Below are 25,387 nucleotides of genomic sequence, written 5' to 3' on the forward strand. Positions count from 1 at the left end.
GATGCCCCCTAGCGTTCCCACGACGAGATTCGGCCATCCGGTGGCCGCGTCGGCCCGATGCTAGTCACCGCGCGTGCTCGCCGCGCGGTTAGGGCGCAACTGGCCGGAAATGCCCGGCTTCGGCACGATTGGGCCTCCCGTGGACGGGGTACTCCCTGCGTGCTTGGTTCGTCCAGCTCCGGAAAACCTCGTTCCGACCCCGTGTCACGGCACACAAATGGCCCCTTGTGCTGCAGGAATGTCCGTGCTGGACCAGGTGAAGAAACCGCGACGCGCCGATCTTGTGATGCGGAAAGGCCTTTTCTTGTCGGTGATCGCCGGTACCGTGGAATGAAAAGCACTCCGAGGAGGTGCCCGATGCATCATGACCTTCCCGGAGGTCGGCGCGAGGAGGCCGACCCTTCAGCAACATCCGGAGCTGGGACGACGGCGGACGAGCAGGCAAGGCAGATCCGCTTTCTCGAAGAGGAAGTGGCGCTGCTGCGCCGCAAGCTGACCGACTCGCCGAGGCAGAACCGCGTTCTCGAACAGCGGCTCGCCGAGGCGTCGGAAAGGGTGAGCCAGCTCACCGAGCGGAACACCAAACTGGTCGAAACCCTGCGCGAAGCGCGAGGACAGCTCCTCGCTCTCCGTGAAGAGGTCGACCGGCTGGCCCAGCCACCGTCCGGGTACGGCGTGTTCGTCACGGCGTACGAGGACAACACGGTGGACGTGTTCACGGCCGGCCGGAAGATGCGGGTGTCGGTTTCGCCCGCGGTGGAGATTTCGTCGTTGCGACGCGGCCAGGCGCTGCGCCTCAACGAAGCCCTGACCGTGGTCGAGGGCGGCGACTTCGAGCGCACCGGCGAGGTGTGCGCGTTGCGCGAGGTGCTCGCACCGGACGTCGAGGGCGCCAGCCCTCGTGCGCTCGTGGTCGGGCACGCGGACGAGGAGCGGGTTGTCCTGCTCTCCGATCTGCTGGCGGAGCAGCCGCTGAAGCCCGGCGACTCGCTTCTGGTCGACTCCAAGGCCGGTTACGCGTACGAGCGCGTGCCGAAGGCGGAGGTCGAAGACCTGGTGCTGGAGGAGGTGCCCGACGTCCGCTACGAGGACATCGGTGGCCTCACCCGGCAGATCGAGCAGATCAGGGACGCGGTCGAACTGCCGTTCCTGCACGCCGACCTCTACCAGGAGTACCAGCTGCGCCCGCCGAAGGGCGTCCTGCTCTACGGCCCGCCGGGCTGCGGCAAGACGCTCATCGCCAAGGCGGTCGCGAACTCGCTGGCCAAGAAGGTGGCGGCGGCGCGGGGCGACAACGAGGACGGGAAGTCCTACTTCCTGAACATCAAGGGTCCCGAGCTGCTCAACAAGTTCGTCGGGGAGACCGAGCGGCACATCCGCTTGATCTTCCAGCGGGCGCGGGAGAAGGCCTCCGAGGGCACCCCGGTGATCGTGTTCTTCGACGAGATGGACTCGATCTTCCGGACCCGTGGATCGGGCGTTTCGTCCGATGTGGAGACCACGATCGTCCCGCAGCTGCTCTCCGAGATCGACGGTGTCGAAGGCTTGGAAAACGTCATCGTCATCGGTGCCTCGAACCGTGAGGACATGATCGACCCGGCGATCCTGCGGCCGGGCCGGCTCGACGTCAAGATCAAGATCGAGCGTCCGGACGCCGAAGGCGCGAAGGACATCTTCTCCAAGTACCTGGCCGAAGGCCTGCCGATCCACGCGGACGACCTCGCCGAATTCGGCGGCGACGCCAAGGCGACGTTCGACGCGATGATCCAGCACACCGTCGAGCGGATGTACGAGGAGAGCGACGAGAACCGGTTCCTCGAGGTGACCTACGCCAACGGGGACAAGGAAGTCCTGTACTTCCGCGACTTCAACTCGGGCGCGATGATCCAGAACATCGTGGACCGGGCGAAGAAGTCGGCGATCAAGTCCGTGCTGGAGACCAACCAGCCCGGCCTGCGCGTGCAGCACCTGCTGGACGCGATCGTCGACGAGTTCGCGGAGAACGAGGACCTGCCGAACACCACCAACCCGGACGACTGGGCCCGGATCTCCGGCAAGAAGGGCGAGCGGATCGTGTACATCCGCACGCTCGTCACCGGAAAGAACACGGACTCGGGGCGGGCGATCGACACCGCCACGAACACCGGTCAGTACCTGTAAGAAACGAAGTCGGTTGCGGCGGGTGGGGTCTGCTTGCGGAAAGCGCAAGCAGACCCCACCCGACGTGTTTTTTGGGGGTGCAACCCCCAAACCCCGCCCGGGGGCGAGCCCCCGGACTTCCGCTGCGCTCACCTTGTGCGGGCGATCTCCGGCGTCGCTGCTCGGCGCAACCGACCGTGCGCGGCGAGAATGCCCAGCACCACCAGGATCGCGCCGGCGGGCTGGTTCCAGCTCACCGGTTCGTCCAGCACCGCCACGCCCAGCAGCACGCCGACGACCGGTGTGAGGTAGGTCACCGCCGACGCGTTCGCCGCGCCCCAGGCCGCGATGATCCGGACGTTCCAGACATAAGCCAGGCCCGTGCCGAAGACGCCGAGCGCCACCATGCTGAGCACGACCGGCAACGTCGGATGGATCGGCGTCACCGCGATCGCCGGCGCCAGCAGTCCGAGGATGACCGTCGCCGACGCCGTCTGCCCGAACGCGACGACGACCGGGTCCGCCCCGCGCGGCGAGACGAACCGGCGCACGTAGACGAAGCACGCGCCGTAACACGTGGTGGCGCCGAGACAGGCGAGCTGCGCGGTCAGCTGGTGCGACACGTCGACGCCGTGCCACACCCCGACGATCGTCAGCACGCCCAGGAACCCGAGCAGCAGCCCGAGCACCCGCGGCGGCGTGAACCGCTCCTCGGGCAGGGCGGCCGCGGCCAGCAGCATCGTGATCAACGGCGTCGTCGCGTTGAAGATGCTGGCCAAACCGGACGAAATGTACTGTTCCGCCCATGAGAACAGCAGGAACGGCACCACGCACAGCAGCACCGACACGACGACGAGGTGACCCCACAGCGCGAGATCGCGGGGGAGTGCCCGGCGGCGGACCAGCAGCACCGCGGCGAGCGCCAGGGCGCCCAGTGAAACCCGGGCCAGCGCGACCTGCGCGGGGGAGAGGCCGTCGAGGCCCACCTTGATGAACAGGAAGCTCGCACCCCACACGGCCGCGAGCAAGCCGAACCGCACCGTGACACCGAAACCCATGACGCGCAGTCAAGCCGGGAGACTACCGCCGGAGCCAGCGGTTTTCGGACTCGTCGTGCGTATAACGACCTATACCGCCGGGTTAAAATCGGGCGTATGGGGGCCGGAAACGACGAAGAAACGCCGTGGAAGCGGGCGATCGCGCACGTCGCCGGCCTGGTGTCGGGGCCGCCGCTGGCCGCGGACCTGGACGTCACCGTGCACTTCCACCCGGACCGGCTGGTGGGGGACGTGCCGTTGCTACGGCACCTGGCCGCCGACGGCGTCTACCGCTCGCAGTTCGAGACCGGCACGAGCAACGGCGGCTTGACCGCCCATCCGGGCGGTGACCGCTGGCGCTGGGAGCACCGGATCTTCGGCGGCGCCTACGATGACGGGCCGCCGTCGGGGCGACCCAAGTACGGCGCGTTGAACCACCGCCGCCGCCCGGCCGGTGGCTCGGTCCGGTTCGGCTCGGCCCACTTGCGGCTGAAGCGCGACGTGCTGCGGCGGACGACTTTCTGTTACCCGGACAGCTTCAGCGAGCCCGCCGACTTCGGCACGGCCGCCCACATGTCACTGGTGGCCCTCGCCGACGCGGCGCCGGCGGACGTCCTCGACGACTATGTCGAGGCCCACGTGCACGGCCCGCTCCGGCTGGACACCGACGTCGAAGCCTTGGTGCTGGACCCGGCGTTCCGGGGGAGCGACGTCGAGGCGGCCGCCGCCGCGCTGCCGTTCCCGACGTCGTGGCACCACGGCTTCCGGCTCCCCGTGGCGGTGCTCGCCGAGCACGCGGACTTCCGCGGCGAGGACGTCGTGCGGGCCGGCAAGGAAATCGCCGAGGACGGGTGGCTCGACGCCCGCGTCATCGGCGACGCCGTCCGTGCCGGCACGCACGATCCGCAGACCCTCAAGCGCGTCTGGCACTGCACCGCGCGGTTCGGGCTACGCGACGACGCCGACGGGTAGCAGCGCCTCGGCCAGCCGCCGCCAGTGCGGCAACGCGGACTGCCCGGGCTCGATCCCGACGACCTGGACGCCGACGTGGTCGGCGCCCGCGTCGAGGTGTTCCTCGAGCCGGGCGGCGATCGTGTCGAGGTCGCCCCAGAACACCAGGTCGTCGACGATCCGGTCACTGCCGCGGCCGCCGTCGATGTCGGCTTCGGTGTACCCGAGCCGCAGGAACTTGGCCACGTTGTACCGCTGCGTCAGGTACGGGTGCAGGTGCTCCCGGGCGATCTCGCGCGCCCGGGCCGGATCGGTCTCGAAGAGGACGGCGTGCTCGACGCCGAGGAACGGGCGCTCGCCCAGGATCTCGCGCGCCTGCGCCGTGTGCCGCGGCGTCACGTGGTAGGTGTGCGCGCCGGCCGAGCGGTCGCGGGCCAGTTCGAGCATCTTCGGGCCGTACGCGGCCAGGACGCGCCGCATCGGCGCGGCGGGCGCGGGATTGGCGTTCGTGGCCGCGTCCAGGGCGTCGAGGTAGTCGTTCATCGCCCGCAGCGGGCTGGTCGTGCCGGGGCGCCCGGCGCCGAAGCCGAGGCCGAGCAGGTGGCGGTCCGGGTAGGCGTCGGCCAGCAGCAGGGCCGCGCCGCGCGTCCACCGCGGTTCACGGGACCAGATCTGGGCGATCCCGTTGACGACGGCCAGGCGCCGGGTCGAGGCGAGCAGGAAACCGGCGTGGGTGAGGGCTTCCCGGCCGTCGCGCTCGGGGATCCAGACCGCCCGCCAGCCGAGGTCCTCCAGCTCCTGCGCGGTGTCGCGGGCCAGGCTCGCCGGCTGGTCCTCGAAGTCGAACGTCCAGATCCCGTAGCGGCCCAAGGGCATGTTGTCGATCGCGCTCATGCATCGAAGTATCGCAGAACTTCGATATGAGTCAACCGCCGGGAACTCACCGGGGGAGGGGAGCGGTCAGAGCGAGTGGCCGAGGATCTCGACGATCCGGGCGATCCGCTCTTCGTCACGCCGGTAGTGCGTCCACTTCCCGAGCCGTGTCGCGCGGACGAGACCGGCGCGCTGCAGCGACGCCATGTAGGCCGAGACGGTCGACTGGGCCAGGCCGGCCTTCTCCTGGATGTGCGTCACGCACACCCCTTCTTCGACCACCATCGCCCCGCGCTGCTCGAGGAAGTTCTTCTCCGGATCCCGCAGCCACCCGAGGATCCGCAGCCGCACCGGGTTCGCGAGCGCCTTGAACACGTCGAGCAGCTGCTCGACCTCCGGCGGGGCCTCGGCGCGCGTCGTCACCTCTCCGATGGTAGATCACATCGCGACACTCCGATGCGACTCCGGCGCGTGGTCCCCGGACGTTGGCGTATAACGACCTATACTTCACGGCTGTGAGCGAAGAAACCGGGCGGCCGCGCGCGCCCATCACCGAAGCCGACGTCATGGCCTGGCTGGAGACGACCGCCGCCACCGTCGAAGCGGGGGAGGTGGGCCCCCAGGAGCTCATCGACATCCTCGGCGAGCTGCGACGCGCCTCCGCGGCCTGCGCCGACGCCTCCGACTGGGCCCTGCTCGCCGCCCGCGAAGGCGGCGCCAGCCTGCGTCAGATCGCGCCGGTCTTCGGCAAGGGCTACGTCCGGGCCCCGGCCGCCCGCCTCGAGAAGCTCCACCGCCAGGCCCAGACCGCCGGCCAGTGGCTTGCCATCCTCCGGCACAAGCAGAACGGATGAGTACGCCCATGGATCGCGTGGATCGCATCGCGCTCGGCCTGGCGGCGCTGGGCCGGCCCGCGTACATCAACCTGGGGCGCGATGGGGCGCTGCCGGCCGTGCGGGACGTCGCGTCGATGCGGACCGCGACGTTCACGGTGCTCGACGACGCCTACGCCGCGGGGATCCGCAACGTCGACGTCGCCCGGTCCTACGGGCGCTCGGAGGAGTTCCTCACCGGCTGGCTCGACGAGCGCGGGCACCTCGACGTCGTCGTCTCCAGCAAGTGGGGCTACGCCTACGTCGGCGGCTGGCGGCTCGACGCCGAGGTGCACGAGGTGAAGGAGCACTCGGCGACGCGGTTCGCCGCGCAGTGGGCGGAAACCCGGGCGCTGCTGGGAGACCGGGTCGGCCTCTACCAGGTCCATTCGCTCACTGTGGACAGTCCGCTGTTCACCGACGAGCCGCTGATCGAGGCACTGGCGGAGCTGGCGGCGAACGACGTCGCGGTCGGGTTCTCGACGTCGGGGCCGGCGCAGGCGGCCGCGATCGAGCGGGCGTTCGCGCTGGAAGTGGCCGGGCGGCCGGTGTTCTCCGCGGTGCAGTCGACGTGGAACCTCCTGGAGCCGTCGGCGGGGCCCGCGCTGGCCGCGGCGCACGCGGCCGGGAAGCGGGTGCTGGTCAAGGAAACCCTGGCCAACGGCCGGCTGGCGGTCGAGGCGCCGCGGGTGCTGCTCGACATCGCCGCGGCGCACGGGACCGGCCCGGACGCGGTCGCCGTGGCGGCGGTGCTGGCGAACGACTGGGCCGGCGCGGCGGTCATCGGCCCGGCGAGCGCGCCGCAGCTCGAGGCGAACCTGCGCGCCACCATGCTTTCCCTGAGCACCCACGAGGAAGCCGCGCTGGCCGGGCTGGCGGAGGATGCAGGGGACTACTGGCGACACCGGTCCTCTTTGGGCTGGGACTGACCGGCTGCACTACTCTGCGCAAGCACAGACGGACTACGGGAGGGCCGGAGCAGGTGCGTCATCGCCAGGTGGTTGCGTTGGCCGCGGTCGCGTTGGTCGGCCTCACGGGCTGCGACGGCCCCGACCCGAACAACCTCGAGACGTACTACGACGATCCGGTCCCGTCGGCCACGCTGACGGCGCCCACGCCGGAAGCCCGGGTACCGGCCCCGAAGGCGGCTCCGGTCCCCCAGGCGGCGCCGGACCCCGGACTGCTCGCGGAGCGGGCGCTGCTGTCCGATCAGGACGTCGCCGAAGAGGGTGTGCAGCCCGGCTCGGGTGCGGCTTCCGGATGCCTGACGGACGAGGCGTCGGCGACCAGCCGGACCGCGAGCTGGCGGTACCCGAGCGGTTCGGTGCTGCGGCACCGGGTGGCCGCCTACCCGGACGGCTCGGCCGGCGACATCGTGGCGAACGCGCAGTGCACCGGTCACACCGTGGACGTCCCGGCCCAGGCGGGCGTCGAGCGTCAGCGGGCCTGGTGCGACGGCAAGACGTGCACCGTGCTGCTGGCTCGGGGCACGCTCGTGTCCGGGCTGACCGTCTCGGCGAGCACGGAGTCGCGGGCGATCGACGCGGCGAAGCGGCTGCTGCCCGCGATGGCGGCGAAGCTGACGGCGCCGGCGGCTCAGCCGTAGCGGCGGAACCACTCCTGGACGCCTTCGCGGCCGTCGGGGATGAACGGGAGTGCCGGTGCCGGGTCGTCGACCCAGGCGCGCAGCTCGTCGAGGGGGAGCCAGCGGCCTACGACGATCTCTTCGGCCTGGTGGTGGATCGGGCCGTCCCAGCGGACCTCGAAGGCGAAGTTGTGGCAGCGGTTGCGGCCGTCGTCGTACACCTTCGTGAACAGCGGAACGGGTTCCACCCCTTGGATGCCGAGCTCTTCGGCCAGTTCACGGCGGGCGCACTCGGCCGGTGACTCGCCGGCGGCGACGACGCCGCCGGCCCAGCAGTCCCAGGTGGACGGGAACACGTCCTTCGTGGGGGTGCGGAGGTGCACGTAGACCGCCTCTCCGTCACTCGAACGGACCAGCACGACGCCGGCGGCGTGCCACAGGCCCTCGCTCCGGAGGCGGCTCCGGAGCGTCGAGCCGACGACGGAGCCGGCCTGGTCATAGAGCGCAACGAGTTCGTCACTGCCTGGCATGGGTGCATCGTTCCACTAGGCCTACCCCGTAGGGTGGTGGACATGCGGCGGATCATGGGAACCGAAGTCGAGTACGGCATCTCGGTGCCGGGCGACGCGACGGCGAACCCGGTACTCACCTCGACCCAGGTCGTGCTGGCCTACGCGGCCGCGGCCGACATCCCGCGAGCGCGGCGGGCCCGGTGGGACTACGAGGTGGAGTCCCCGTTGCGGGACGCGCGCGGGTTCGACCTGACCGGCCCGGGCGGGCCGGGGCACGACCCGGACGTCGAGGATCTGGGTGCGGCGAACGTCATCCTGACCAACGGCGCGCGGTTGTACGTCGACCACGCGCACCCGGAGTACTCGGCGCCCGAGGTGACGAACGCGCGTGACGCGGTCATCTGGGACAAGGCCGGCGAACGGGTGATGGAGGAGGCGGCGCTGAAGGCGGCGTCCGTGCCCGGGCAGCCCCCGCTCCAGCTGTACAAGAACAACGTCGACGGCAAGGGCGCCAGCTACGGCACGCACGAGAACTACCTGTGCGCGCGCTCGACGCCGTTCACCGCGATCATCGCCGGGCTGACGCCGTTCTTCGTGTCGCGGCAGGTCTTCACCGGGTCGGGCCGGGTCGGGATCGGGCAGCAGAGCGAAGAGGCCGGGTTCCAGCTCTCCCAGCGTGCGGACTACATCGAGGTCGAGGTCGGCCTGGAGACGACGCTGAAGCGCGGGATCATCAACACCCGGGACGAGCCGCACGCGGACGCGGACAAGTACCGGCGGCTGCACGTCATCATCGGTGACGCGAACATGTCCGAGTACTCGACCTACCTCAAGGTCGGCACGACGGCCCTGGTGCTCGACCTGATCGAGTCCGGCATCCGGTTCGACGACCTGAAGCTGGACGAGCCGGTCAAGGCCGTGCACCAGATCAGCCACGACCCGACGCTCAAGGCGCAGGTGTCGCTGGCCAACGGCAAGAAGTACACCGGCCTGGACCTGCAGTTCGCCTACCACGAGATCGCTTCGCAGAACCTGGAGCGCACGGGCGCGGACGAGGCCGCCAAGGAGGTGCTGCGGGTCTGGGGCGAGATCCTGGACGCGCTGGCCCGGGACCCGCAGGAGTGCGCGGACCGGCTGGACTGGCCGGCGAAGCTGCGGCTGCTGGAGGGGTACCGCCAGCGGGACAGTCTCGCCTGGGGCGCGCCGCGGCTGCGCCTGGTGGACCTGCAGTACTCGGACGTGCGGCTGGCGAAGGGCCTGTACAACCGGCTGGTCACGCGGGGCTCGATGAAGCGGCTGGTGACCGAGGAAGAGGTGCTGGCCGCCGTCACGACGCCGCCGTCGGACACGCGGGCCTACTTCCGTGGCCGGGCGCTGGAGAAGTACGCGAGCTCGATCGCGGCGGCGTCCTGGGACTCGGTCATCTTCGACGTCGGCAAGGAGTCGCTGGTGCGGATCCCGACGCTGGAGCCGTTGCGCGGGACCAAGGCGCACGTCGGCAAGCTGCTGGACAACGCGGCGACGGCGGAGGAGCTGGTGGAGGCACTCACCGGTTCGGACTAGGCGGTACGCACGCGGATCGCGGCGGTGACCCCGAATGTCGGGGCCGCTGGGTAGGCTAGGAAACATCAGCCACACCGGGAGGCGAGATGGCCCAGGAAAAGATCGAAAAGCACGGCGGCGGCGACTCCGACGAGGAGTTCGACGACACCGGCGCGGCGGGTCAGGAACGGCGCGAGAAGCTCGGCGAGGACGTCGACACGATCCTCGACGAGATCGACGACGTGCTGGAGGAGAACGCCGAGGACTTCGTCCGGGCCTACGTCCAGAAGGGCGGCGAGTAGCCGCTCGGGCGTTCGCGCCCTTGCCGACCGTTCAGCCGGCGGCCGGGGGTTCCGCGTGGTGGTGACCGTGGTCCGTGCGGGCCGGGGTTATCCGAACGCGGGGCCACGGCCGCCAAGGCCCGCACAGATGGGATTTTTGAGCACGTATGGACAACACCAGGGGCATCTCGGGTCCCGCTCTGCCGGGGGCGTACTTCTCGTCGGCGACGTCGTCGTTTTCGGACTTCCTGCGGGTGCAGGCGCCGGAACTGCTTCCGGAGCGCCGGATGTCCGGTGGTGCGGGCGACCTGGGCGTGCCGCACGGGACGACGATCGTCGCGCTGACCTTCGCGAGCGGAGTGCTGATCGCGGGTGACCGGCGGGCGACGTCGGGGAACCTGATCGCGAGCCGCGACATGGAGAAGGTGCACGTCACCGACGAGTACTCGGCGGTGGGCATCGCGGGCACGGCCGGGCTGGCCGTCGAAATGGTGCGGCTGTACGCCGTGGAGCTCGCGCACTACGAGAAGATCGAGGGCGTTTCGCTGTCGCTGGACGGCAAGACGAACAAGCTGGCCGGGATGGTCAAGGCGAACCTCGAGATGGCGATGGCCGGGCTGGCCGCGATCCCGCTCTTCGTCGGGTACGACCTGGAGGCCGAGGACGCGCGGCACGCCGGCCGGATCGTCTCGTACGACGCCGCGGGCGGGCGCTACGAGGAGAACGGCGGGTACGCCGGGATCGGCTCGGGTTCGCTGTTCGCGAAATCCGCGCTCAAGAAGCTGCACGACCCGGACGCCGACGTCGAGAACGCCACGCGAGTGGCTGTCGAGGCGCTGTACGACGCGGCGGACGACGACACCGCTTCGGGCCTGCCGGACCTGGTGCGCCGGATCTTCCCGTCCGTCGTGACGATCACCGCCGAGCACGGCGCCGTGCAGCTGCCGGAGTCGGAGACCGCCGCCGTGGCGGAGGCCGTGATCGCCGGGCGGATCGAGCGCCAGCAGCGTCGGCTGTCCTGACGCGGGCCGGAGCTGAACCAGTGAACGATGGAACACCGAAAGACCTGGAGCGCACACCGTGACGATGCCGTTGTATGCCTCTCCCGAGCAGCTGATGCGGGAGCGTTCCGAGCTGGCGCGCAAGGGCATCGCGCGCGGCCGGAGCGTGGTGGTGCTGAAGTACGCGGGCGGCGTGCTGTTCGTGGCGGAGAACCCGTCGGCGACGCTGCACAAGGTGTCCGAGATCTACGACCGGATCGGCTTCGCCGCCGTCGGGCGCTACAGCGAGTTCGAGAACCTGCGGGTCGCCGGTATCCGGCACGCGGACCTCAAGGGCTACCAGTACGACCGGCGTGACGTGAGCGCGCGGGCGCTGGCGAACGCGTACGCGGCGACGCTGGGCAGCATCTTCACCGAGCAGCTCAAGCCGTTCGAGGTCGAGGTCTGCGTGGCGGAGGTCGGCGCGAGCGCGGCGGAGGACCAGCTGTACCGGCTGACCTACGACGGCTCGATCTTCGACGAGCCGCAGTTCATCGTGATGGGCGGCCAGGCCGACAAGATCGTCACGAAGCTGAAGGAGACGTTCGAAGACGGCCTGGACCTGCAGGCGGCGCTCGGCGTGGCGGTGACGGCGTTGCGCACGCCGATCCAGCCCGCCGCGGCGACGTCGTCGTCGGCCGGTTCGTCGTCCTCGTCCTCTTCGTCCTCGGCGGCGGCGAGTGCGTCGGCCAACGGCAACGGCGAGACGGACCCGCCGATCAAGCTGGAGGTCGCGGTCCTGGACCGCGACCGCCCGCGGCGCGCGTTCCGCCGCCTGACGGGAACGGCGCTGGACGCGCTGCTGCCGGTGCCGGACCCCCAGCGTGACGAGCCGGAGAAGCCCGAAGGCGAATAGTCCGTGCGAAACGGGGCGTGGTCGGTGACCACGCCCCGTTTTCGCGTCCGCGGTCAGGCCGGGCGGTGGGCGAGCGCGAGTAGGTGCGCGCTGGCGTGGACGAGGTGCGGATCCCGCTCGGCGAGCCGCGCGGCGCGCAAGGCGGCTTCGAAGCGGCCGTCGAATGCGGCGAGCCCGGCTTCGTCCAGCGCGGGCCAGGCCGGGCCTTCGACGCCGTAGACGCCGGTGCCGGTGAATCCCGCCGCGGCGAGCTCGTCGTGGAGTTCGGCGGCCGTGTGCCAGTGGGTCGGCACGAAGCCGGCGTGGCCGTCGTAGGCGCCGGTGGTGACCACGTCGTGGATCGGTGCCACCCGATCGGCGGAGAGGGTGCCCGCGGCGCCGGTTTCGAGCAGGGACAGGTAGCGGCTGATCCCCGCGGCCGCGAGCAGGCCGCCCGGGCGCATGACCCGCCGGGCTTCGGTGAGCGCGCGAGCGCGGTCCGGGGCGTCGACCAGGTGGTAGAGCGGGCCGAGGAGCAGGACCACGTCGTAGGTCCCGTCGGCCGCCGGGAGGTGCCGGGCATCGCCGATCCGGGCCGTGACACCAGGAAGGGCCGCCGCGGTGTCCACGTGGGACCGCACGACGTCGATCAGGTGCACGGTGTGGCCTTCGCCGGCGAGCCAGGCCGCGTGGACGCCGGTGCCGCCACCGACGTCGAGGATCCGGGCTTGACCGGGCAGGAAACGCCGCAGCAGTTCCTGGGTGCGCAGGTATTCGAGCCTGCCGTGGGGCGTGCGGGCGAGCCGGGACGTTTCGGCCGGGCCGGCCGTGTAGTGCGTCTCGAGGTCCATGATCGATGGTCCCAGCCGCGGGCAAGCGGGTTTCAGGACGCGGCGGACGGCTGCCGGAAGGTCTGGTCGGCGAAGGCCAGCAGGTACGGCAGCGTGGCCCGGGCGGTGTGCCACGTGTGGTTGAAGCCGCGTTCGGCGTGGACGACCGCCTCCTGGCCGCGGGCGTGCAGGGCGTCGGCGATGCGGCGGGCCGTCGTGACGTCGGTGGGCGCGCCGGTGCCGACGGCCAGCATCACCGAGATCGGGGCGGGGAACTTCATCGTCGGCAGGTAGCGGCGCGGGGTGTTGGCGGCGATGGCGGCCTGGTCGCCGCCGAGGACGCCGACGGAGTCGTTGAGGTCGTCGTAGGGCAGGGCGATGATCAGGGTGGCGAACTCGTCGACGTGGTGCAGCCCGATGTTGAGCGCGCCGAAGCCGCCGCCGGACATGCCGCCCAGGGCGCGGTGGGCGCGGTCGGCCAGCGTCCGGTAGCGGCTGTCGATCGCCGGGACGACGGTGCGGGCGAGGTAGGTCTCCAGCTGCGGGCCGCCCGGGACGTCGAGGCACTCCCAGTCGGTGCTGGGGACGCCGGCGGTCATGTCCACGCTGACCACGATCATCGGCGCGATGACGTTGGCCTGCTGCAGGGCCTGGAGGGTGCCGGGAGCGTCGCCGGAGGTCAGCCAGTCGCGCGGGCCGCCGAACGGGTAGCCGTGGATCAGGTAGACGACGGGGTAGCGGCGGGCGGCGTTGGCCGGGTCGCCGTACCCGGCCGGCAGGATGACGTAGTTGCTGCCCGACGGAACGCCGTGCGCGGGGTCGGGGAGCGGGACGACGTCGATCTTCTGGCCGGCGGCCGCGACGCCGCTGCCGCCGTGGGGCGCCGACTCGGATTCGGATTCCGGGGCTTCGCGGTCGTCGTCGAGCAGGCGGCCGGCCAGGTTGACGACGCCGGGGCCGCGCTGGAGCAGGCGGGCGAGGTCGTCGGAGGTGCGCACGTACCCGACGTAGCTGTTCACCGCCGTGACCGCCGCCAGCAGCAGGAGGACGCCGAACGCGGTGAACCCCCAGCGGCGGACGCGGCGCCGGTGCGCGAGCGCGATCACGGCGGCGAGCACCGCGACCGCGGCGGTGGCGAAGGCGAGCCAGATGAACGGGGATTCGAACGGCCCGAGGTCGCGGGCGCGGGCGGTGATGTCGCCCGGCAGCACCGGATCCACGGCGACCTGCGGCGTCATCCGCGCCACGCCGGGTGCCACCGCATCGAAACCCCACTCGTCCCCTGGCTGCGGGCAGGAGGGCCCGCATCTCGATCTTGACGCTAGCCAGGGGACGCTGTGGGTTCGTTGAGAGAAAGTAAACGAAGATTAAAGACGGTAGATGGTGAGCGCGCTGGGGCGGGACTTGAAGCGGAACCGGTTGCCGAGCGGGCCGACCTCGCCGTCGGTGGCGACGCGGCGGTGGCCGTCGAGCAGCTCGACGTCCAGCTCGGCGACGTCGAGCTCCTGGTAGACGTGGCTGGCCGCGAGGCTGCGGGTGACCATGGCCAGCAGGAACCGGGCGCGGGAGTACGGCAGGTCGGCGCGCAGGTACCGGACGTCGAGCAGGCCGGTGTCGAGGGCGGGCCGCCTGCTGGGGGCGAACCCCTTCGGCGCGTACGTGCCGTTGCCCACGAACAGCAGCCAGACCTGGGTGAGCTTGCCGTTGAGCCGGACGGTCAGCGGCTTGGCGTTGCGCAGCGTCCGGGTCAGCGCGATCGCGGCCGAGGGCCACTTCGGGTGCTTTTCCTGCAGCTTCTCGCGCAGCCGGACCATCTCCGGGTAACCGCCGAGGCTCGCGGTGTTGACGAACCAGCGGTGCGCCGGGCCGTCGGGCCCTTCGACCCCGACCTCGCCGAGGTCGATGCCGACGGCGTTGCCGACCTCGGTGGCCGCGTCGGCGTCGGGCATCGAGCGGACGCCGATGTCGCGGGCGAAGTGGTTCAGCGTGCCGGCCGGGATCAGGGCGAGCGGCAGGTCCCGCTCGGCGGCGACCGAGGCGACCGCCGCTACGGTCCCGTCACCACCCGCGACGCCGAGGGCGCGGATGGTGCCGCGGGCGTCGATCTCGGCCTCCAGCTGACCCCGCAGGTCCTGCTCGAAGTCGGGGTAGAGGATTTCGGCCTTCGGCCAGGCGAAGCGGACGTCGGCGGTCGGATCCTGCCCGTTCACCCCGGAATGGGGGTTGACCAGCACGAGCATGTCGTCGCCGTCGACCATCTCCGGGGCGTGGGCGTCGTGGGCGGAGCGGCCAGGGATGTCGTCGTGCAGCGGCCACCAGTGCCGGGTCGCCAGGCCCACGCCGGTGCCGATGGCGAGGCCGACGCCGACGTCGGAGGGCCAGTGCACGCCGGTGTGGACGCGCGAGTAGGCGACCGCGAGCGCGAGCGGCGCGACGACGAGCCCGGCGCGCGGGGACTCCATGGCCACCGCCGTCGCGAAGGCCGCCGCGGAGGCGGAGTGGCCGGAGGGGAACGACGACGACGTCGGGCGTTTCCGCAGGCGGCGGTGCATCGGCATCTCTTCTTCGGCCGGGCGGCGGCGGGGGAAGAGCGGCTTGCCGATCAGGTTCGCGGCGGCGCTCGCGCCGGCGATGGCGACCACGCCGCGCAGCGCGCCGCGGCGGGTCGCGCCCGCGCGGACCGCCAGCCCCCCGGCGACCACCCACCAGAGGCGGGACTTGTTCGCCGACCGGGTCAGCGCCATCAGCGCGTCGTCGGCCTTCGTGGCCGGCAAGCGGGCGCTGCGGCGCATCAGGGCGCGGTCGGTCCGGCCGACCCGCCGGAACGCCCGGATGAGCTGGTGTGACAAGAGGTCCGCCTTCCGCGCGACGTCAAGGGATGTGCTCCAATCGTGCCTGATTCGGGGACTTTTCACCGTCTGTGGCCTACTGGGGGCGTGTCGACGCCCGAACGGCCCACCGTCGAGGGGGGTGCAGCGCTTACTCTGGTGGAATGCAGCGGCGGATCTTTGGCATCGAGACCGAGTTCGGGGTCACGTGCACATTCCACGGCCAGCGCAGGCTCTCGCCCGACGAGGTGGCACGCTACCTCTTCCGGCGGGTCGTCTCGTGGGGCCGTTCTTCGAACGTTTTCCTGTCGAACGGCTCCCGGCTCTACCTCGACGTCGGCTCGCACCCCGAGTACGCGACGGCGGAGTGCGACGACCTGGTCCAGCTCGTCACGCACGACAAGGCCGGCGAGCGGATCCTCGAGGACCTGCTGGTCGACGCCGAACGGCGGCTGGCGGACGAGGGCATCGGCGGCGACATCTTCCTGTTCAAGAACAACACCGACTCGGCGGGCAACTCGTACGGCTGTCACGAGAACTACCTGGTGACCCGCGCGGGTGAGTTCTCCCGGATCGCGGACGTCCTGCTCCCGTTCCTGGTGACCCGGCAGCTCATCTGCGGCGCCGGCAAGGTGCTGCAGACCCCGCGCGGCGCGGTCTACTGCCTCTCCCAGCGTGCGGAGCACATCTGGGAAGGCGTCTCGAGCGCGACGACCCGGTCGCGCCCGATCATCAACACCCGCGACGAGCCGCACGCCGACGCCGAGCGCTACCGGCGCCTGCACGTCATCGTGGGCGACTCGAACATGGCCGAGCCGACGACGATGCTCAAGGTCGGGTCGGCGAACCTGGTGCTCGAGATGATCGAGGCCGGCGTCCAATTCCGCGACTTCACGCTGGACAACCCGATCCGGGCGATCCGCGAGATCAGCCACGACCTCACCGGCCGCCGCCAGGTGCGCCTCGCCGGCGGTCGTGAGGCCTCGGCGCTGGACATCCAGCGCGAGTACTACGCCCGCGCCGTGCAGCACCTCCAGGACAACGGCTCCAGCCCGGCGAACGACCGGGTCATCGAGCTGTGGGGCCGGGCGCTGGACGCGGTCGAGCAGCAGGACTTCGGCAAGATCGACACCGAGATCGACTGGGCGATCAAGCACCGGCTGGTCGAGCGCTACCGGCACAAGCACGACATGGACCTGTCCAGCCCGCGCATCGCCCAGCTCGACCTGGCCTACCACGACATTCGCCGTGGCCGGGGCATCTTCGACCTGCTCCAGCGCAAGGGCCTGGTCCGCCGGGTCACCGACGACGGCGAGATCGAGGCCGCCAAGGACACCCCGCCGCAGACCACCCGGGCCAAGCTGCGCGGCGACTTCATCGCCGCCGCCCAGGCCGCCGGGCGCGACTTCACCGTCGACTGGGTGCACCTGAAGCTGAACGACCAGGCCCAGCGCACGGTGCTGTGCAAGGACCCGTTCCGCTCGGTCGACGAGCGCGTCGAACGCCTGATCAGCTCGCTCTAGCCCAAAGCCGTGAAGGCCTCCTTACCGGCTCTTATGGCCGGTAAGGAGGCCTTCACGGCTTTTGACCCTACGAAAGTCGGCGGGCGGGTGCGGCAGGATCTGCCCATGCGTGTGCTGCGTGCGGTGCTTCTCGTCCTCGGTCTCCTGGTGGCGTTGGCTGTGCCCGCGTCGGCCACAGGGCACCTGCCGAAGTGGGAGCTGAGCGCCACCGGCGTCACCGCCCAGTTCCGCGGTCTGTCCGCGGTCAGCGCCCGCGTCGCGTGGGTCAGCGGCACCCAGGGCACGGTCCTGCGCACCGTCGACAGCGGCCGCAGCTGGAAGTCCGTCGGCCCGCCCGGCACCGGCACCCTCGAGTTCCGTGACATCGAGGCCTTCGACGCCGACCACGCCGTGATCCTGTCGATCGGCCCCGGCACCGACTCCCGCGTCTACCGGACCGACGACGCCGGCGCGCACTGGCGTCAGACGTTCCAGAACACCGACGCCGCCGCGTTCTACGACTGCCTCGCGTTCTTCGACCCGTGGCGCGGGCTCGCGATGAGCGACCCGGTGGACGGCAGGTTCCGGATGCAGGCCACCTTCGACGGCGGCCGCAGCTGGCGCCAGGTCACCGACAGCGGCTTCCCGCCCGCGCTGCCCGGCGAGGCCGGGTTCGCCGCCAGCGGCCAGTGCGTCACCACCGCGGGCCCGTTCGACGCCTGGCTGGCCACCGGCGGCGGCGCCACGGCCCGCGTCCTGCACTCCGGTGACGGCGGCCGCCACTGGACGGCGTCGGACACGCCGTTGCCGAGCAGCCCGTCGGCCGGCGTGTTCGCCCTCGCTTTCCGCACGCCGTGGCAGGGCGTCGCCATCGGCGGCGACTTCGCCGCGCCGACCGCACCCGGTCCCGCCGTCGCGCTGTCGAACGACCGCGGCCGCACCTGGCGCACCCCGGCGCAGTACCCCGCCGGGTACCGCTCCGGGCTGGCCTGGCGCGGCGGCACGGTCCTGGCCGTCGGCCCCGGCGGCAGCGACCTCAGCCCCGACGGCGGGCGGCACTGGACGTCGTTCGACACCGGCAGCTTCGACAGCGTGGACTGCACCGCGTTCGGCAGCTGCTGGGCGTCCGGCACCAAGGGCCGCGTCGCCCGGCTCGGCTAGCGCACCTGCCCGGTCGGCCGGACCATGATCTCGTTGACGTCCACGTGCGGCGGCTGCTGCAGCGCGTAGAGCACGGCCCGGGCGATGTCGTCCGGCTCCAGCTTCGGCTTCTTGCGCTGCTCGTCGCTGAGGATGCCGGTGTCGGTGATGCCCGGCTGGACCAGCGTGACGCGCACGCCGGTGCCGACGGCCTCCTCGCGGATCGCCCCGGCCATCCCCGTCACCGCCCACTTCGTCACCGAGTACAGGCTCGCGTTGCGGATGTAGCGGCCCGCGACCGAGCCGGTGATCAGCAGGTGCCCGGTCGATTCCGCCAGGGCGGGCAGCGCGGCGCGGGCGGTGTAGGCCGCGCCGAGCACGTTGACGCGGACCATCTCCTCCCACGCCGTCGGGTCGGGGTCGGCGGTGCCGAAGAACGACGTCCCGACGCCGATCCCGGCGTTGGCGAAGGCCGCGTCGAGCCGGCCGAACTTCCGCACGGTCTCGGCGACGGCCCCGGAGATGGCCGGCCAGTCCGCGACGTCGGCGCCCAGCGCCAGCGCCCGGTCTTCGCCGAGCTCGGCCGCGAGGGCCGCGACGGACTCCGCCTCGCGCGCCACGAGCGCGACCTTGAAGCCGGCCGCGGCGGCCAGCCGCGCGGTCGCGGCGCCCAGCCCGCGGGAAGCGCCGGTGACGAGGAGAACACGATCATCCATGTCCCCAGGCTAGGGAGGATTCACGGCGTCAGCACGAGACGGCCGTGCAGCCCGCCCGCGGCCAGCCGTTCGTGGGCGGACCGCGCGTCCGCCAGCGGCAGGACGTCCGCGACGCGCAGGGGGAGGACGCCCTCGGCGGCCAGCCGCGCCAGCTCGGCCAAGCGGGCGCCGTCCGCCCGGATCCAGACGCCGCGGACCCGGACACCGCGCAGCGGGATCGGCGCGGTGCCCGCGGCGAAGGCGACGAACTCGCCGCCGCCGCGGACCGCGTCCAGCGCGTCCAGCCCGAGCAGCGCGGTGTCGAGGACGGCGTCCACCCCGCCGGGCACCAGCGCGCGCACGCGGTCGCCCAGCGCCGGCCCGCGCGGCACGAACTCGTCCGCGCCGAACGCCTTCACCTGTGCTTCGTCGGCGGCTCCGGCCACCGCGACCACCCGCAGCTTCCGGGCGTGGGCCAGGGCGACCGCGTAGCCGCCGACCGCGCCCGCCGCGCCGGTGACCAGCAGCGTCCCGGTGGTGGCGACGAGGTCCAGGGCCTGCGCCGCGGTCAGCGCGTTGAGCGGCAGCGTCGCCGCCTCGGCGGGGGAGACGCCGGCCGGCGCGGGGGCGACGGCGGCCGCGTCGAGCACGATCTGCTCGGCGTAGGCGCCGAGCGGGGTCGCGAGCCGGTCGCGCAGCCCGATCACCGCCTCGCCCACCCGGAAGCCGGCGCCCGCGCCGACGGCGTCGACCTCGCCGGCGACGTCCCAGCCCAGGCCGAGCACGTCCCGCGGCGGGATGATCCCGGCCTCGGTGAGCAGCCCGGACCGGGTCGCGGCGTCGACCGGGTTGACCGCGGCCGCCGCCACCCGGATCCGCACCTGGCCGGGGCCCGGCAACGGCGCCGGGACGTCGACGGGCTCCAGTACTTCGGGACCGCCGAACCGGCGGACCACCATCGCACGCATCTTCGCTCCTTCGCGGGTCGGATCTTCCCCACGAACGTATGGGGAGCTACTCTCCATCGGGAAGTACGTACCCGCAGGTTCCCCCCGTACCAGGAGGTTCGCCCGGTGCCCACGCGCACGGCGGAACAGAAGCGGCAGGCCGAAAAGGCCGCCTACGACGCCTATCTCGCCGCCTGCCCGACCCGGAAGCTGCTCGACGAGATCGCCGGCAAGTGGGTCAGCCTCGTCCTGGTGGCGCTCGGTGACGGCCCGATGCGCTACAGCGACCTTTCGCGGCGCATCGCCGGGGTGAGCCAGAAGATGCTCACCCAGACCCTGCGGGTGCTCGAACGCGACGGCCTGCTGCACCGCGAGGTGACCCCGTCGGTGCCCGTCCGCGTCGACTATTCCCTTACGCCGCTTGGCGAAAGCCTCCGCGCGCTGATGTCGGCGTTCAAGGACTGGGCCGAGGCCAACTTCGACGAGGTCAGCACCGCCCGCGCCGGTTACGACGCGCGTACACCGGACCTCACGATCGGGCCGGGCGGCGCGGGCTAGTCTCTACCGGGTGTCCACCGCACGCGCCGAACGGCTGGTCAATCTGGTGCTGGCCCTCCTGTCCACCCGGCAGTTCCTCACCGCCGAGCGGATTCGCGGCATCGTGCCCGGATACGGCGACGCGGCCAGCGACGACGCCTACTTCCGGATGTTCGAGCGGGACAAGACCGAGCTGCGCGAGCTCGGCATCCCGCTGGAAACCGGCCGCAACTCCGCCTTCGACGCCATCGAGGGCTACCGCATCGCCCGCCGCGACTACGAGCTCGGCGAGATCGACCTCGCCCCCGACGAAGCCGCCGCGGTCGCGCTGGCGTCCCGGCTGTGGGACTCGCCGGAGCTCACCGGGCAGGCCCAGGGCGCACTGGTGAAGCTGCGCGCCGCCGGCCTGGAGGTCGACGACCAGGCCCCGACCGTCGTCGAGCCCCGCGTGCGCGCCGAACCGGCGTTCGGGCCGCTGCTCGCGGCGGTCCAGAACGGCCAGGCCGTGCGCTTCGAATACCGCCGCAGCGGCTCGCCCGAACGCATCATGCGCACCCTCGAACCGTGGGGCGTGGTGTCGTGGAAGGCCCGCTGGTACGTCGTCGGGCACGACCGCGACCGCGGCGCCACCCGCTGCTTCCGGCTCTCCCGCGTCACCGGCCAGGTCCGGCCCGTCGGGAAGCCCGGGGCCGTGCAGCGGCCCGAAGGCGTCAACCTGCTGCAGCTGGTGTCGGCCACCAGCGGCGCGTCCGAGCCCGCCCCGGTCACCACCGCGCGCCTGTGGGTCGCCGACGGCCGCGCCGCCGGGGTCCGCCGCCGCGGCACCGTCATCGGGCGCTCCAGCGTCGACGGCCAGGAGGGCGACCTCGTCGAGATCGGCCTCTACTTCCCGGAGTCGGCCGCCGACTGGATCACCGCGCAGGGCCCGGACGTCGTCGTGCTGGAGCCCGACGTCCTCGCCAAGACCGTCCAGGACCGGCTGGAAGCCGTCGTCGCCCGGCAGCAGCAGGGGAGTGTCCGATGAGCGGCTCCGGCGACCGGATGCCCCGGCTCCTGGCGCTCGTGCCCTACCTGCTGGCCCGGCCCGGCATCCGCGTGGACGAAGCGGCGCAGGACTTCGACGTCACGCCGAAGCAGCTGCGCAAGGACCTCGAGCTGCTCTGGATGTGCGGGCTGCCCGGCTACGGCCCCGGCGACCTGATCGACCTGTCGTTCGAGGGTGACACGATCGTCGTCACCCACGACGCCGGGATGAACCGCCCGCTGCGGCTCACCGGCGGCGAGGCGACCGCCCTGCTGGTCGCGCTGCGGGCGCTGGGGGAGACCCCGGGCGTGGTCGACGGCGACGCCGTCCGCCGCGCCATCGCCAAGATCGAGTCCGCCGCCGGGCAGGCCCAGCCGGCCGGGGTGGTCGTCGGCGGCGGCGTGCGCGAGGGCAAGAAGACCGCGCGGACCCGCGAGGAGGTCGCCCGGGCGCTGCAGGCCGGCAAGGCGATGCGGATCCGCTACTACACCGCGTCGAAGGACCAGGTCACCGAGCGCACGGTCGACCCGATGCGGGTGCTCATCGTCCAGGCCGTCGGGTACCTGGAGGCGTGGTGCCGCCGCGCCGAGGGCGTCCGGCTGTTCCGGCTGGACCGGATCGACGAGCTGACCGTGCTCGACGAGCCGTCGCGCCCGCCCGCGCACGCCCACCCGACCGACATCTCCGACGGTGTCTTCCGCGAGCGTCCCGATCAGCGGGAGGCCGTCCTGGTCCTCGACCCGGACGCACGCTGGGTAGCCGAGTACTACCCCTGCGAAGAGCTCGACGAGCTCGACGGCGGCCGCCTGCGGATCCGGATGCGCTACGCCGACCAGTCCTGGATGGTGCGCCTGGTGCTGGGCCTGAGCGGGGAAGCGCTGGTCGAGAGCCCGGCCGACCTGGCCTCCGATGTTGGCCGCCGCGCCGCCGACGCGGTGGCCCGAGCCCGTCACCTTCCGTCAACCTGCGACCACTAGGCTGATCGCGTGCCGTACCTGCCCACCATCGTGCTCGCCGCCGTCGGCCTCCTGCTGCTCGTGCTCCTGCTGGTGCGCACCGCGCGGGTCTTGCGTGGGTTCAAGCAGACCGCGAGCATGGTGGCTACGAACACCCAGGACCGGGCCGGACTCGTCCGCGCTCGGTCGGCGGCGCTGCGCGTCGCTTTCGCGCAGCGCCGCCGCAAGCCGGAAAACCAGTAACATCCCTACCAGACGCAGATAGGAGGCCACCATGCTGAACGGATTGCAGCCGTGGCATTTGATCATCCTGGTGCTCGTCGTCGTGCTGTTGTTCGGGGCCAAGAGGCTTCCCGACGCGGCCCGGTCCATCGGCAAGTCCATGAAGATCTTCAAGGCCGAGACCAAGGACCTCACCGGCGAGCACAAGGCGGCGGCGCACGAAGACGCCGAGCCGGTCGAGACCCGGCAGATCCCGGTCACGCCCGTCGTGCCCGCCGCCCCGTCGGCCACCGACCAGCAGGTCGCCGACCTGCAGCGGCAGCTCGACGAGCTGAAGAAGCAGCAGCAGGCGCCCGCCGCCGAGCAGAAGAACGCCAGCTGAGCGGGTAGTCCACCACCGGTCCCTGGTCCACGGAGCGCGCCGAGCCCGGCGCGCTCCGAAGGACACCGACGAGAACGGAAACTCCAGTGGCGGAACCCGCCTCCGGGAACGGGGAGAACCGCGGCACGAAGCGGCGCAAGCGCAGCCGCCGCGCCAACCCCGACGGCACGATGACGCTCATCGAGCACATCTACGAGTTCCGCCGCCGGCTCGGCTTCGCCCTGCTCGCCGTCGTCATCGGCGGCATCTTCGGGTTCATCTGGTTCAGCACCAGGCTGGGGCCGGTCCCGTCGCTCGGCGAGATCATGAAGGCGCCGTACTGCGCGATCCCGGCGGACCGGCGGCTCAACGGCGCCCAGGGCTGCCAGCTGCTGCAGACGGTGCCGTTCGAAGCGTTCATGATCCAGATCAAGGTCGGCGTCGCCGCCGGTGCGGTCGTGCTGGCCCCGGCCTGGCTCTACCAGATCTGGGCGTTCATCGCGCCGGGCCTGTACTCCAAGGAACGCAAGTACGCGCTGACGTTCGTGTCGTTCGCTTCGGTGCTGTTCGCCTCCGGCGCGGTGCTCGCCTACATCCTGTTCCCGCACGCGCTGCAGCTGCTGATGGGCTTCGGCCAGGGCGAGTTCATCACGGCGCTGACCGCGGACAAGTACATCTCGTTCATGCTGTCGCTGCTGGTCATCTTCGGCATCAGCTTCGAGCTGCCGCTGCTGGTGGTCATGCTCAACCGCGTCGGCGTGGTCAAGTACGTCCAGCTCAAGAAGTGGCGCCGCGGCATCGTATTCGCGCTGTTCGTCTTCGCCGCCTTCGCCACTCCCGGCTCGGACCCGTTCTCGATGCTCGGGCTGGCCGCCGCGCTGACCGTGCTGTTCGAGATCTCGATCCAGATGTCGCGCTTCCACGACCGCAAGAAGGATCAGCTCCGGTCCGAAGAGGGCTGGGACAAGCTGGCCGACGACGAAGCCGCGCCGTTCGACTACACGCCGAGCAAGGTCGACGACGAGCCCTCCACGCCGACCGCCTCCGGTGGCCGGTCCTCCGGCACCGACGACATCACGTAGTGGGGATCCACGCCGCGCTCGCCGTGCACCCGGCCTCGGGGCACGGCGCCGCCGCCCGGATCGCGGACACGGTCGCCCAACGGCTCCGCACCGTCGTCGACCGCCTCGACGTCCTCGTGGCCAACTCCGTCGAGGAGTCCCGTGAGCTGATGCGGACGTCCCACGCCGCGGGTCTCGACGTCCTGATCGTCCTCGGCGGTGACGGCGCGGCCCACCAGGGCGTCCAGTTCTGCGCGAGCCACGACGTCGCGCTCGGCCTCGTCCCGGCGGGCACCGGCAACGACTTCGCCCGCGCCCTCGGCGTCCCCGGTGAGGCCATGGCCGCGGTCGACGCCCTGGTGGCGGCCCTGAAGTCCGGCGCGCGCCGGCGGATCGACCTGGGCCGCGTCGGCGAAACCTGGTTCGCGACGGTGCTCTGCGCGGGGTTCGACGCGAGCGTCAACGAACGCGCCAACCGGATGCGCTGGCCGTCCGGCCCGCGCCGCTACGACGTGGCGATCCTCGCCGAGCTGGCCGCGTTCCGGTCCCGCCCGGTGGTCGTCGACACCGGCACCGAACGCCTGGAGCTCGACGCGACCCTGGTGGCCATCGGCAACACCCGCTTCTACGGCGGCGGTGTCCCGATCTGCCCGACGGCCGACCCCGAGGACGGCGTCTTCGACGTCACGGTCATCGGTCACGCGACCCGCCGCGGCCTCATCCGGATGCTGCCCGGCCTGCGCACGGGCAACCACGTCACCCACCCGGCGGTCCGCACGCTCCGGGCCCGCTCGGTGACCCTGACGGGCAACACCTGGCCCGCCTACGCCGACGGTGAGCCCCAGGGCACGGTCCCGGTGACGGTCACCTGCGTCCCCGGCGCGCTGACGGTCCTGGCTTAGTGAACTAACTCAGTAGCCCCCGGCCTCGCAGACGAGCTCCCGGAACCGCGCGGGCGCCATCAGTGGCCCCTGCGCCAGGTAGACGCCGCCACAGCGGTGGCAGAACCACCCCTGTTCCCACAGCGCCTGCGCGGCCGGGATCCCGGCCCGCCGTCGCCGGTACTCCCGCACCCGCCGCACGTAGAGCCAGATCAGCGTCCCGGCGCCCCCGAACACGCACACCGACGGCAACGCGAGCAGCGCGAACCCCAGCACCAGCCCGCCGGTGCCGCCCGGGGGAGGGTCGTCGACCGCGGAGAACGGCAGCCACAGGAAGCAGCTGCCGACCATCAGGAGCAGCACCACGCCCGCGACGAGCCCGCCACCGCGACGCCGGGGCGGGAACGGATCAAGCGCCCGCGCGACCCCGGTGACGGTCACCCCGGAGACCTGGCTGCTGGTGTAGATCACGCCATCACCGGCCGGCACGGCGACCGTGGGGCCTTGGCCGCGGTAGTAGGAGTGCCCGCCGTAGTAGACCGCGGGCACGTGCTGGACCTGGTCCAGCTGCCCACAGCTCGGACAGGGTGCGGTCACGACGTCCTCCTCATCGCCGCTCCGACGGCGAAACCACCGGACCGGTTCCCTCGGGACCAGCAGACTTGAGTGTATAACGACATATACGGCCGGGCTAGTTGCGAGCCTCCGGCTCGCGCACGAAGAACCAAACCAGCGA

General features: G+C 71.7%; 28 protein-coding genes. 18 read left to right on the top strand and 10 right to left on the bottom strand.

Going from position 1 to position 25,387, the window contains the following annotated elements; genetic code table 11:
- Window positions 1-357 precede the first annotated feature (357 nt).
- Complete coding sequence (gene arc, locus ACLJQZ_RS23995) at window positions 358-2,160, top strand: proteasome ATPase (protein WP_410622129.1); 1,803 nt, start codon at window positions 358-360, stop codon at window positions 2,158-2,160.
- A 128-nt stretch (window positions 2,161-2,288) separates the two neighbouring features.
- On the opposite strand, the gene ACLJQZ_RS24000 is transcribed toward arc, so the two are convergent.
- The gene (locus ACLJQZ_RS24000; protein ID WP_410622130.1) at window positions 2,289-3,197 is read right to left on the bottom strand and encodes a DMT family transporter; all 909 of its coding nucleotides are present in this window, start codon (window positions 3,195-3,197) and stop codon (window positions 2,289-2,291) included.
- Window positions 3,198-3,293: 96 nt separating this feature from the next.
- Between ACLJQZ_RS24000 and ACLJQZ_RS24005 the strand changes: the two genes are divergently transcribed.
- Window positions 3,294-4,148, top strand: coding sequence for a DUF3626 domain-containing protein (locus ACLJQZ_RS24005; RefSeq protein WP_410622131.1), 855 nt, complete (start codon window positions 3,294-3,296; stop codon window positions 4,146-4,148).
- Here the strand turns inward: ACLJQZ_RS24005 and ACLJQZ_RS24010 are convergent.
- Both ACLJQZ_RS24010 and ACLJQZ_RS24015 read right to left on the bottom strand, forming a co-directional pair.
- On the bottom strand, window positions 4,125-5,021 hold the full coding sequence (locus ACLJQZ_RS24010) for a TIGR03620 family F420-dependent LLM class oxidoreductase (protein ID WP_410622132.1): 897 nt from the start codon (window positions 5,019-5,021) through the stop codon (window positions 4,125-4,127). The genes ACLJQZ_RS24005 and ACLJQZ_RS24010 overlap by 24 nt on opposite strands.
- A gap of 66 nt (window positions 5,022-5,087) precedes the next feature.
- On the bottom strand, window positions 5,088-5,423 hold the full coding sequence (locus ACLJQZ_RS24015; protein ID WP_410622133.1) for an ArsR/SmtB family transcription factor: 336 nt from the start codon (window positions 5,421-5,423) through the stop codon (window positions 5,088-5,090).
- A gap of 92 nt (window positions 5,424-5,515) precedes the next feature.
- Here ACLJQZ_RS24015 and ACLJQZ_RS24020 point away from each other — a divergent pair, with 92 nt between their 5' ends.
- The 3 genes from ACLJQZ_RS24020 (at window position 5,516) to ACLJQZ_RS24030 (ending at window position 7,478) form a co-directional block, all read left to right on the top strand.
- Complete coding sequence (locus tag ACLJQZ_RS24020; RefSeq protein ID WP_247051894.1) at window positions 5,516-5,854, top strand: hypothetical protein; 339 nt, start codon at window positions 5,516-5,518, stop codon at window positions 5,852-5,854.
- Complete coding sequence (locus ACLJQZ_RS24025; protein WP_410622134.1) at window positions 5,851-6,801, top strand: aldo/keto reductase; 951 nt, start codon at window positions 5,851-5,853, stop codon at window positions 6,799-6,801. Before ACLJQZ_RS24020 ends, ACLJQZ_RS24025 begins: the two co-directional genes overlap by 4 nt.
- A 68-nt stretch (window positions 6,802-6,869) precedes the next feature.
- Window positions 6,870-7,478: a hypothetical protein gene (locus tag ACLJQZ_RS24030; protein WP_410622135.1), complete on the top strand. Its 609-nt coding sequence runs from the start codon at window positions 6,870-6,872 to the stop codon at window positions 7,476-7,478.
- Here ACLJQZ_RS24030 and ACLJQZ_RS24035 read toward each other — a convergent pair.
- Window positions 7,469-7,987 (bottom strand): NUDIX domain-containing protein, encoded by a 519-nt coding sequence (locus tag ACLJQZ_RS24035; protein WP_410622136.1) that lies wholly within the window; start codon window positions 7,985-7,987, stop codon window positions 7,469-7,471. The genes ACLJQZ_RS24030 and ACLJQZ_RS24035 overlap by 10 nt on opposite strands.
- Before the next feature lie 42 nt (window positions 7,988-8,029).
- On the opposite strand from ACLJQZ_RS24035, the gene dop reads away from it, so the two are divergent.
- The 4 genes from dop (at window position 8,030) to prcA (ending at window position 11,688) form a co-directional block, all read left to right on the top strand.
- Window positions 8,030-9,532, top strand: coding sequence for a depupylase/deamidase Dop (dop, locus tag ACLJQZ_RS24040; protein WP_326949704.1), 1,503 nt, complete (start codon window positions 8,030-8,032; stop codon window positions 9,530-9,532).
- Between the two features lie 86 nt (window positions 9,533-9,618).
- Entirely contained in the window at window positions 9,619-9,813 is a 195-nt protein-coding gene (locus ACLJQZ_RS24045; protein WP_013226725.1) for a ubiquitin-like protein Pup, read from the top strand.
- A 146-nt stretch (window positions 9,814-9,959) separates the two neighbouring features.
- Window positions 9,960-10,814 carry a proteasome subunit beta gene (gene prcB / locus ACLJQZ_RS24050; protein WP_247051889.1) on the top strand — a complete coding sequence of 285 codons (855 nt, stop codon included), beginning with the start codon at window positions 9,960-9,962 and terminating at the stop codon, window positions 10,812-10,814.
- 58 nt (window positions 10,815-10,872) lie between these two features.
- Window positions 10,873-11,688, top strand: coding sequence for a proteasome subunit alpha (gene prcA / locus ACLJQZ_RS24055; protein ID WP_410622137.1), 816 nt, complete (start codon window positions 10,873-10,875; stop codon window positions 11,686-11,688).
- A gap of 53 nt (window positions 11,689-11,741) precedes the next feature.
- Here the strand turns inward: prcA and ACLJQZ_RS24060 are convergent, their stop codons facing one another.
- The 3 genes from ACLJQZ_RS24060 to ACLJQZ_RS24070 form a co-directional block, all read right to left on the bottom strand.
- Window positions 11,742-12,518 carry a class I SAM-dependent methyltransferase gene (locus tag ACLJQZ_RS24060; RefSeq protein ID WP_410622138.1) on the bottom strand — a complete coding sequence of 259 codons (777 nt, stop codon included), beginning with the start codon at window positions 12,516-12,518 and terminating at the stop codon, window positions 11,742-11,744.
- A gap of 32 nt (window positions 12,519-12,550) precedes the next feature.
- On the bottom strand, window positions 12,551-13,735 hold the full coding sequence (locus ACLJQZ_RS24065; RefSeq protein WP_410622282.1) for an alpha/beta hydrolase: 1,185 nt from the start codon (window positions 13,733-13,735) through the stop codon (window positions 12,551-12,553).
- Between the two features lie 129 nt (window positions 13,736-13,864).
- Window positions 13,865-15,346 (bottom strand): bifunctional phosphatase PAP2/diacylglycerol kinase family protein, encoded by a 1,482-nt coding sequence (locus ACLJQZ_RS24070; RefSeq protein WP_410622139.1) that lies wholly within the window; start codon window positions 15,344-15,346, stop codon window positions 13,865-13,867.
- Window positions 15,347-15,489: 143 nt separating this feature from the next.
- On the opposite strand from ACLJQZ_RS24070, the gene pafA reads away from it, so the two are divergent.
- Window positions 15,490-16,848 carry a Pup--protein ligase gene (pafA, locus tag ACLJQZ_RS24075; protein WP_247051886.1) on the top strand — a complete coding sequence of 453 codons (1,359 nt, stop codon included), beginning with the start codon at window positions 15,490-15,492 and terminating at the stop codon, window positions 16,846-16,848.
- A gap of 114 nt (window positions 16,849-16,962) precedes the next feature.
- Window positions 16,963-17,988 carry a WD40/YVTN/BNR-like repeat-containing protein gene (locus ACLJQZ_RS24080; RefSeq protein ID WP_410622283.1) on the top strand — a complete coding sequence of 342 codons (1,026 nt, stop codon included), beginning with the start codon at window positions 16,963-16,965 and terminating at the stop codon, window positions 17,986-17,988.
- Here the strand turns inward: ACLJQZ_RS24080 and ACLJQZ_RS24085 are convergent.
- Both ACLJQZ_RS24085 and ACLJQZ_RS24090 read right to left on the bottom strand, forming a co-directional pair.
- A complete protein-coding gene (locus tag ACLJQZ_RS24085; RefSeq protein ID WP_410622140.1) occupies window positions 17,985-18,683 on the bottom strand; it encodes an SDR family oxidoreductase in 699 nt (232 codons plus the stop codon). The genes ACLJQZ_RS24080 and ACLJQZ_RS24085 overlap by 4 nt on opposite strands.
- A 20-nt stretch (window positions 18,684-18,703) precedes the next feature.
- Window positions 18,704-19,630, bottom strand: a complete 927-nt coding sequence (locus ACLJQZ_RS24090) for an NADP-dependent oxidoreductase (RefSeq protein WP_410622141.1) — start codon at window positions 19,628-19,630, stop codon at window positions 18,704-18,706.
- A 105-nt stretch (window positions 19,631-19,735) separates the two neighbouring features.
- Between ACLJQZ_RS24090 and ACLJQZ_RS24095 the strand changes: the two genes are divergently transcribed.
- The 7 genes from ACLJQZ_RS24095 to ACLJQZ_RS24125 all read left to right on the top strand — a co-directional run bounded on the left by ACLJQZ_RS24095 (window position 19,736) and on the right by ACLJQZ_RS24125 (window position 24,672).
- Window positions 19,736-20,167, top strand: coding sequence for a winged helix-turn-helix transcriptional regulator (locus tag ACLJQZ_RS24095; protein ID WP_410622142.1), 432 nt, complete (start codon window positions 19,736-19,738; stop codon window positions 20,165-20,167).
- Between the two features lie 10 nt (window positions 20,168-20,177).
- Window positions 20,178-21,170, top strand: a complete 993-nt coding sequence (locus ACLJQZ_RS24100; RefSeq protein WP_247051882.1) for a helix-turn-helix transcriptional regulator — start codon at window positions 20,178-20,180, stop codon at window positions 21,168-21,170.
- Window positions 21,167-22,147 carry a helix-turn-helix transcriptional regulator gene (locus ACLJQZ_RS24105; RefSeq protein WP_247051881.1) on the top strand — a complete coding sequence of 327 codons (981 nt, stop codon included), beginning with the start codon at window positions 21,167-21,169 and terminating at the stop codon, window positions 22,145-22,147. Before ACLJQZ_RS24100 ends, ACLJQZ_RS24105 begins: the two co-directional genes overlap by 4 nt.
- Window positions 22,148-22,156: 9 nt before the next feature.
- A complete protein-coding gene (locus ACLJQZ_RS24110) occupies window positions 22,157-22,369 on the top strand; it encodes a bacteriophage holin (protein ID WP_247051880.1) in 213 nt (70 codons plus the stop codon).
- A gap of 31 nt (window positions 22,370-22,400) precedes the next feature.
- Window positions 22,401-22,730, top strand: coding sequence for a Sec-independent protein translocase subunit TatA (gene tatA / locus ACLJQZ_RS24115; protein ID WP_410622143.1), 330 nt, complete (start codon window positions 22,401-22,403; stop codon window positions 22,728-22,730).
- 86 nt (window positions 22,731-22,816) lie between these two features.
- Window positions 22,817-23,791 (top strand): twin-arginine translocase subunit TatC, encoded by a 975-nt coding sequence (tatC, locus tag ACLJQZ_RS24120; RefSeq protein ID WP_410622144.1) that lies wholly within the window; start codon window positions 22,817-22,819, stop codon window positions 23,789-23,791.
- Window positions 23,791-24,672 carry a diacylglycerol/lipid kinase family protein gene (locus ACLJQZ_RS24125; RefSeq protein WP_410622145.1) on the top strand — a complete coding sequence of 294 codons (882 nt, stop codon included), beginning with the start codon at window positions 23,791-23,793 and terminating at the stop codon, window positions 24,670-24,672. Before tatC ends, ACLJQZ_RS24125 begins: the two co-directional genes overlap by 1 nt.
- Before the next feature lie 9 nt (window positions 24,673-24,681).
- Here ACLJQZ_RS24125 and ACLJQZ_RS24130 read toward each other — a convergent pair whose 3' ends face one another.
- The gene (locus ACLJQZ_RS24130) at window positions 24,682-25,248 is read right to left on the bottom strand and encodes a hypothetical protein (protein ID WP_410622146.1); all 567 of its coding nucleotides are present in this window, start codon (window positions 25,246-25,248) and stop codon (window positions 24,682-24,684) included.
- Window positions 25,249-25,387: the final 139 nt, after the last annotated feature.

Source organism: Amycolatopsis sp. cmx-8-4, assembly GCF_046548675.1.
In the GTDB taxonomy this organism is placed as follows: Bacteria; Actinomycetota; Actinomycetes; order Mycobacteriales; family Pseudonocardiaceae; genus Amycolatopsis.

Excerpts from the sequence above, each read along its gene's own strand:
- arc (WP_410622129.1), top strand. The coding sequence starts at position 358 with ATGCATCATGACCTTCCCGGAGGTCGGCGCGAGGAGGCCGACCCTTCA.
- ACLJQZ_RS24000 (WP_410622130.1), bottom strand. The coding sequence starts at position 3,197 with ATGGGTTTCGGTGTCACGGTGCGGTTCGGCTTGCTCGCGGCCGTGTGG.
- ACLJQZ_RS24005 (WP_410622131.1), top strand. The coding sequence starts at position 3,294 with ATGGGGGCCGGAAACGACGAAGAAACGCCGTGGAAGCGGGCGATCGCG.
- ACLJQZ_RS24010 (WP_410622132.1), bottom strand. The coding sequence starts at position 5,021 with ATGAGCGCGATCGACAACATGCCCTTGGGCCGCTACGGGATCTGGACG.
- ACLJQZ_RS24025 (WP_410622134.1), top strand. The coding sequence starts at position 5,851 with ATGAGTACGCCCATGGATCGCGTGGATCGCATCGCGCTCGGCCTGGCG.
- ACLJQZ_RS24035 (WP_410622136.1), bottom strand. The coding sequence starts at position 7,987 with ATGCCAGGCAGTGACGAACTCGTTGCGCTCTATGACCAGGCCGGCTCC.
- dop (WP_326949704.1), top strand. The coding sequence starts at position 8,030 with ATGCGGCGGATCATGGGAACCGAAGTCGAGTACGGCATCTCGGTGCCG.
- ACLJQZ_RS24045 (WP_013226725.1), top strand. The coding sequence starts at position 9,619 with ATGGCCCAGGAAAAGATCGAAAAGCACGGCGGCGGCGACTCCGACGAG.
- prcB (WP_247051889.1), top strand. The coding sequence starts at position 9,960 with ATGGACAACACCAGGGGCATCTCGGGTCCCGCTCTGCCGGGGGCGTAC.
- ACLJQZ_RS24060 (WP_410622138.1), bottom strand. The coding sequence starts at position 12,518 with ATGGACCTCGAGACGCACTACACGGCCGGCCCGGCCGAAACGTCCCGG.
- ACLJQZ_RS24065 (WP_410622282.1), bottom strand. The coding sequence starts at position 13,735 with ATGACGCCGCAGGTCGCCGTGGATCCGGTGCTGCCGGGCGACATCACC.
- pafA (WP_247051886.1), top strand. The coding sequence starts at position 15,490 with ATGCAGCGGCGGATCTTTGGCATCGAGACCGAGTTCGGGGTCACGTGC.
- ACLJQZ_RS24085 (WP_410622140.1), bottom strand. The coding sequence starts at position 18,683 with ATGGATGATCGTGTTCTCCTCGTCACCGGCGCTTCCCGCGGGCTGGGC.
- ACLJQZ_RS24090 (WP_410622141.1), bottom strand. The coding sequence starts at position 19,630 with ATGCGTGCGATGGTGGTCCGCCGGTTCGGCGGTCCCGAAGTACTGGAG.
- ACLJQZ_RS24105 (WP_247051881.1), top strand. The coding sequence starts at position 21,167 with ATGAGCGGCTCCGGCGACCGGATGCCCCGGCTCCTGGCGCTCGTGCCC.
- tatA (WP_410622143.1), top strand. The coding sequence starts at position 22,401 with ATGCTGAACGGATTGCAGCCGTGGCATTTGATCATCCTGGTGCTCGTC.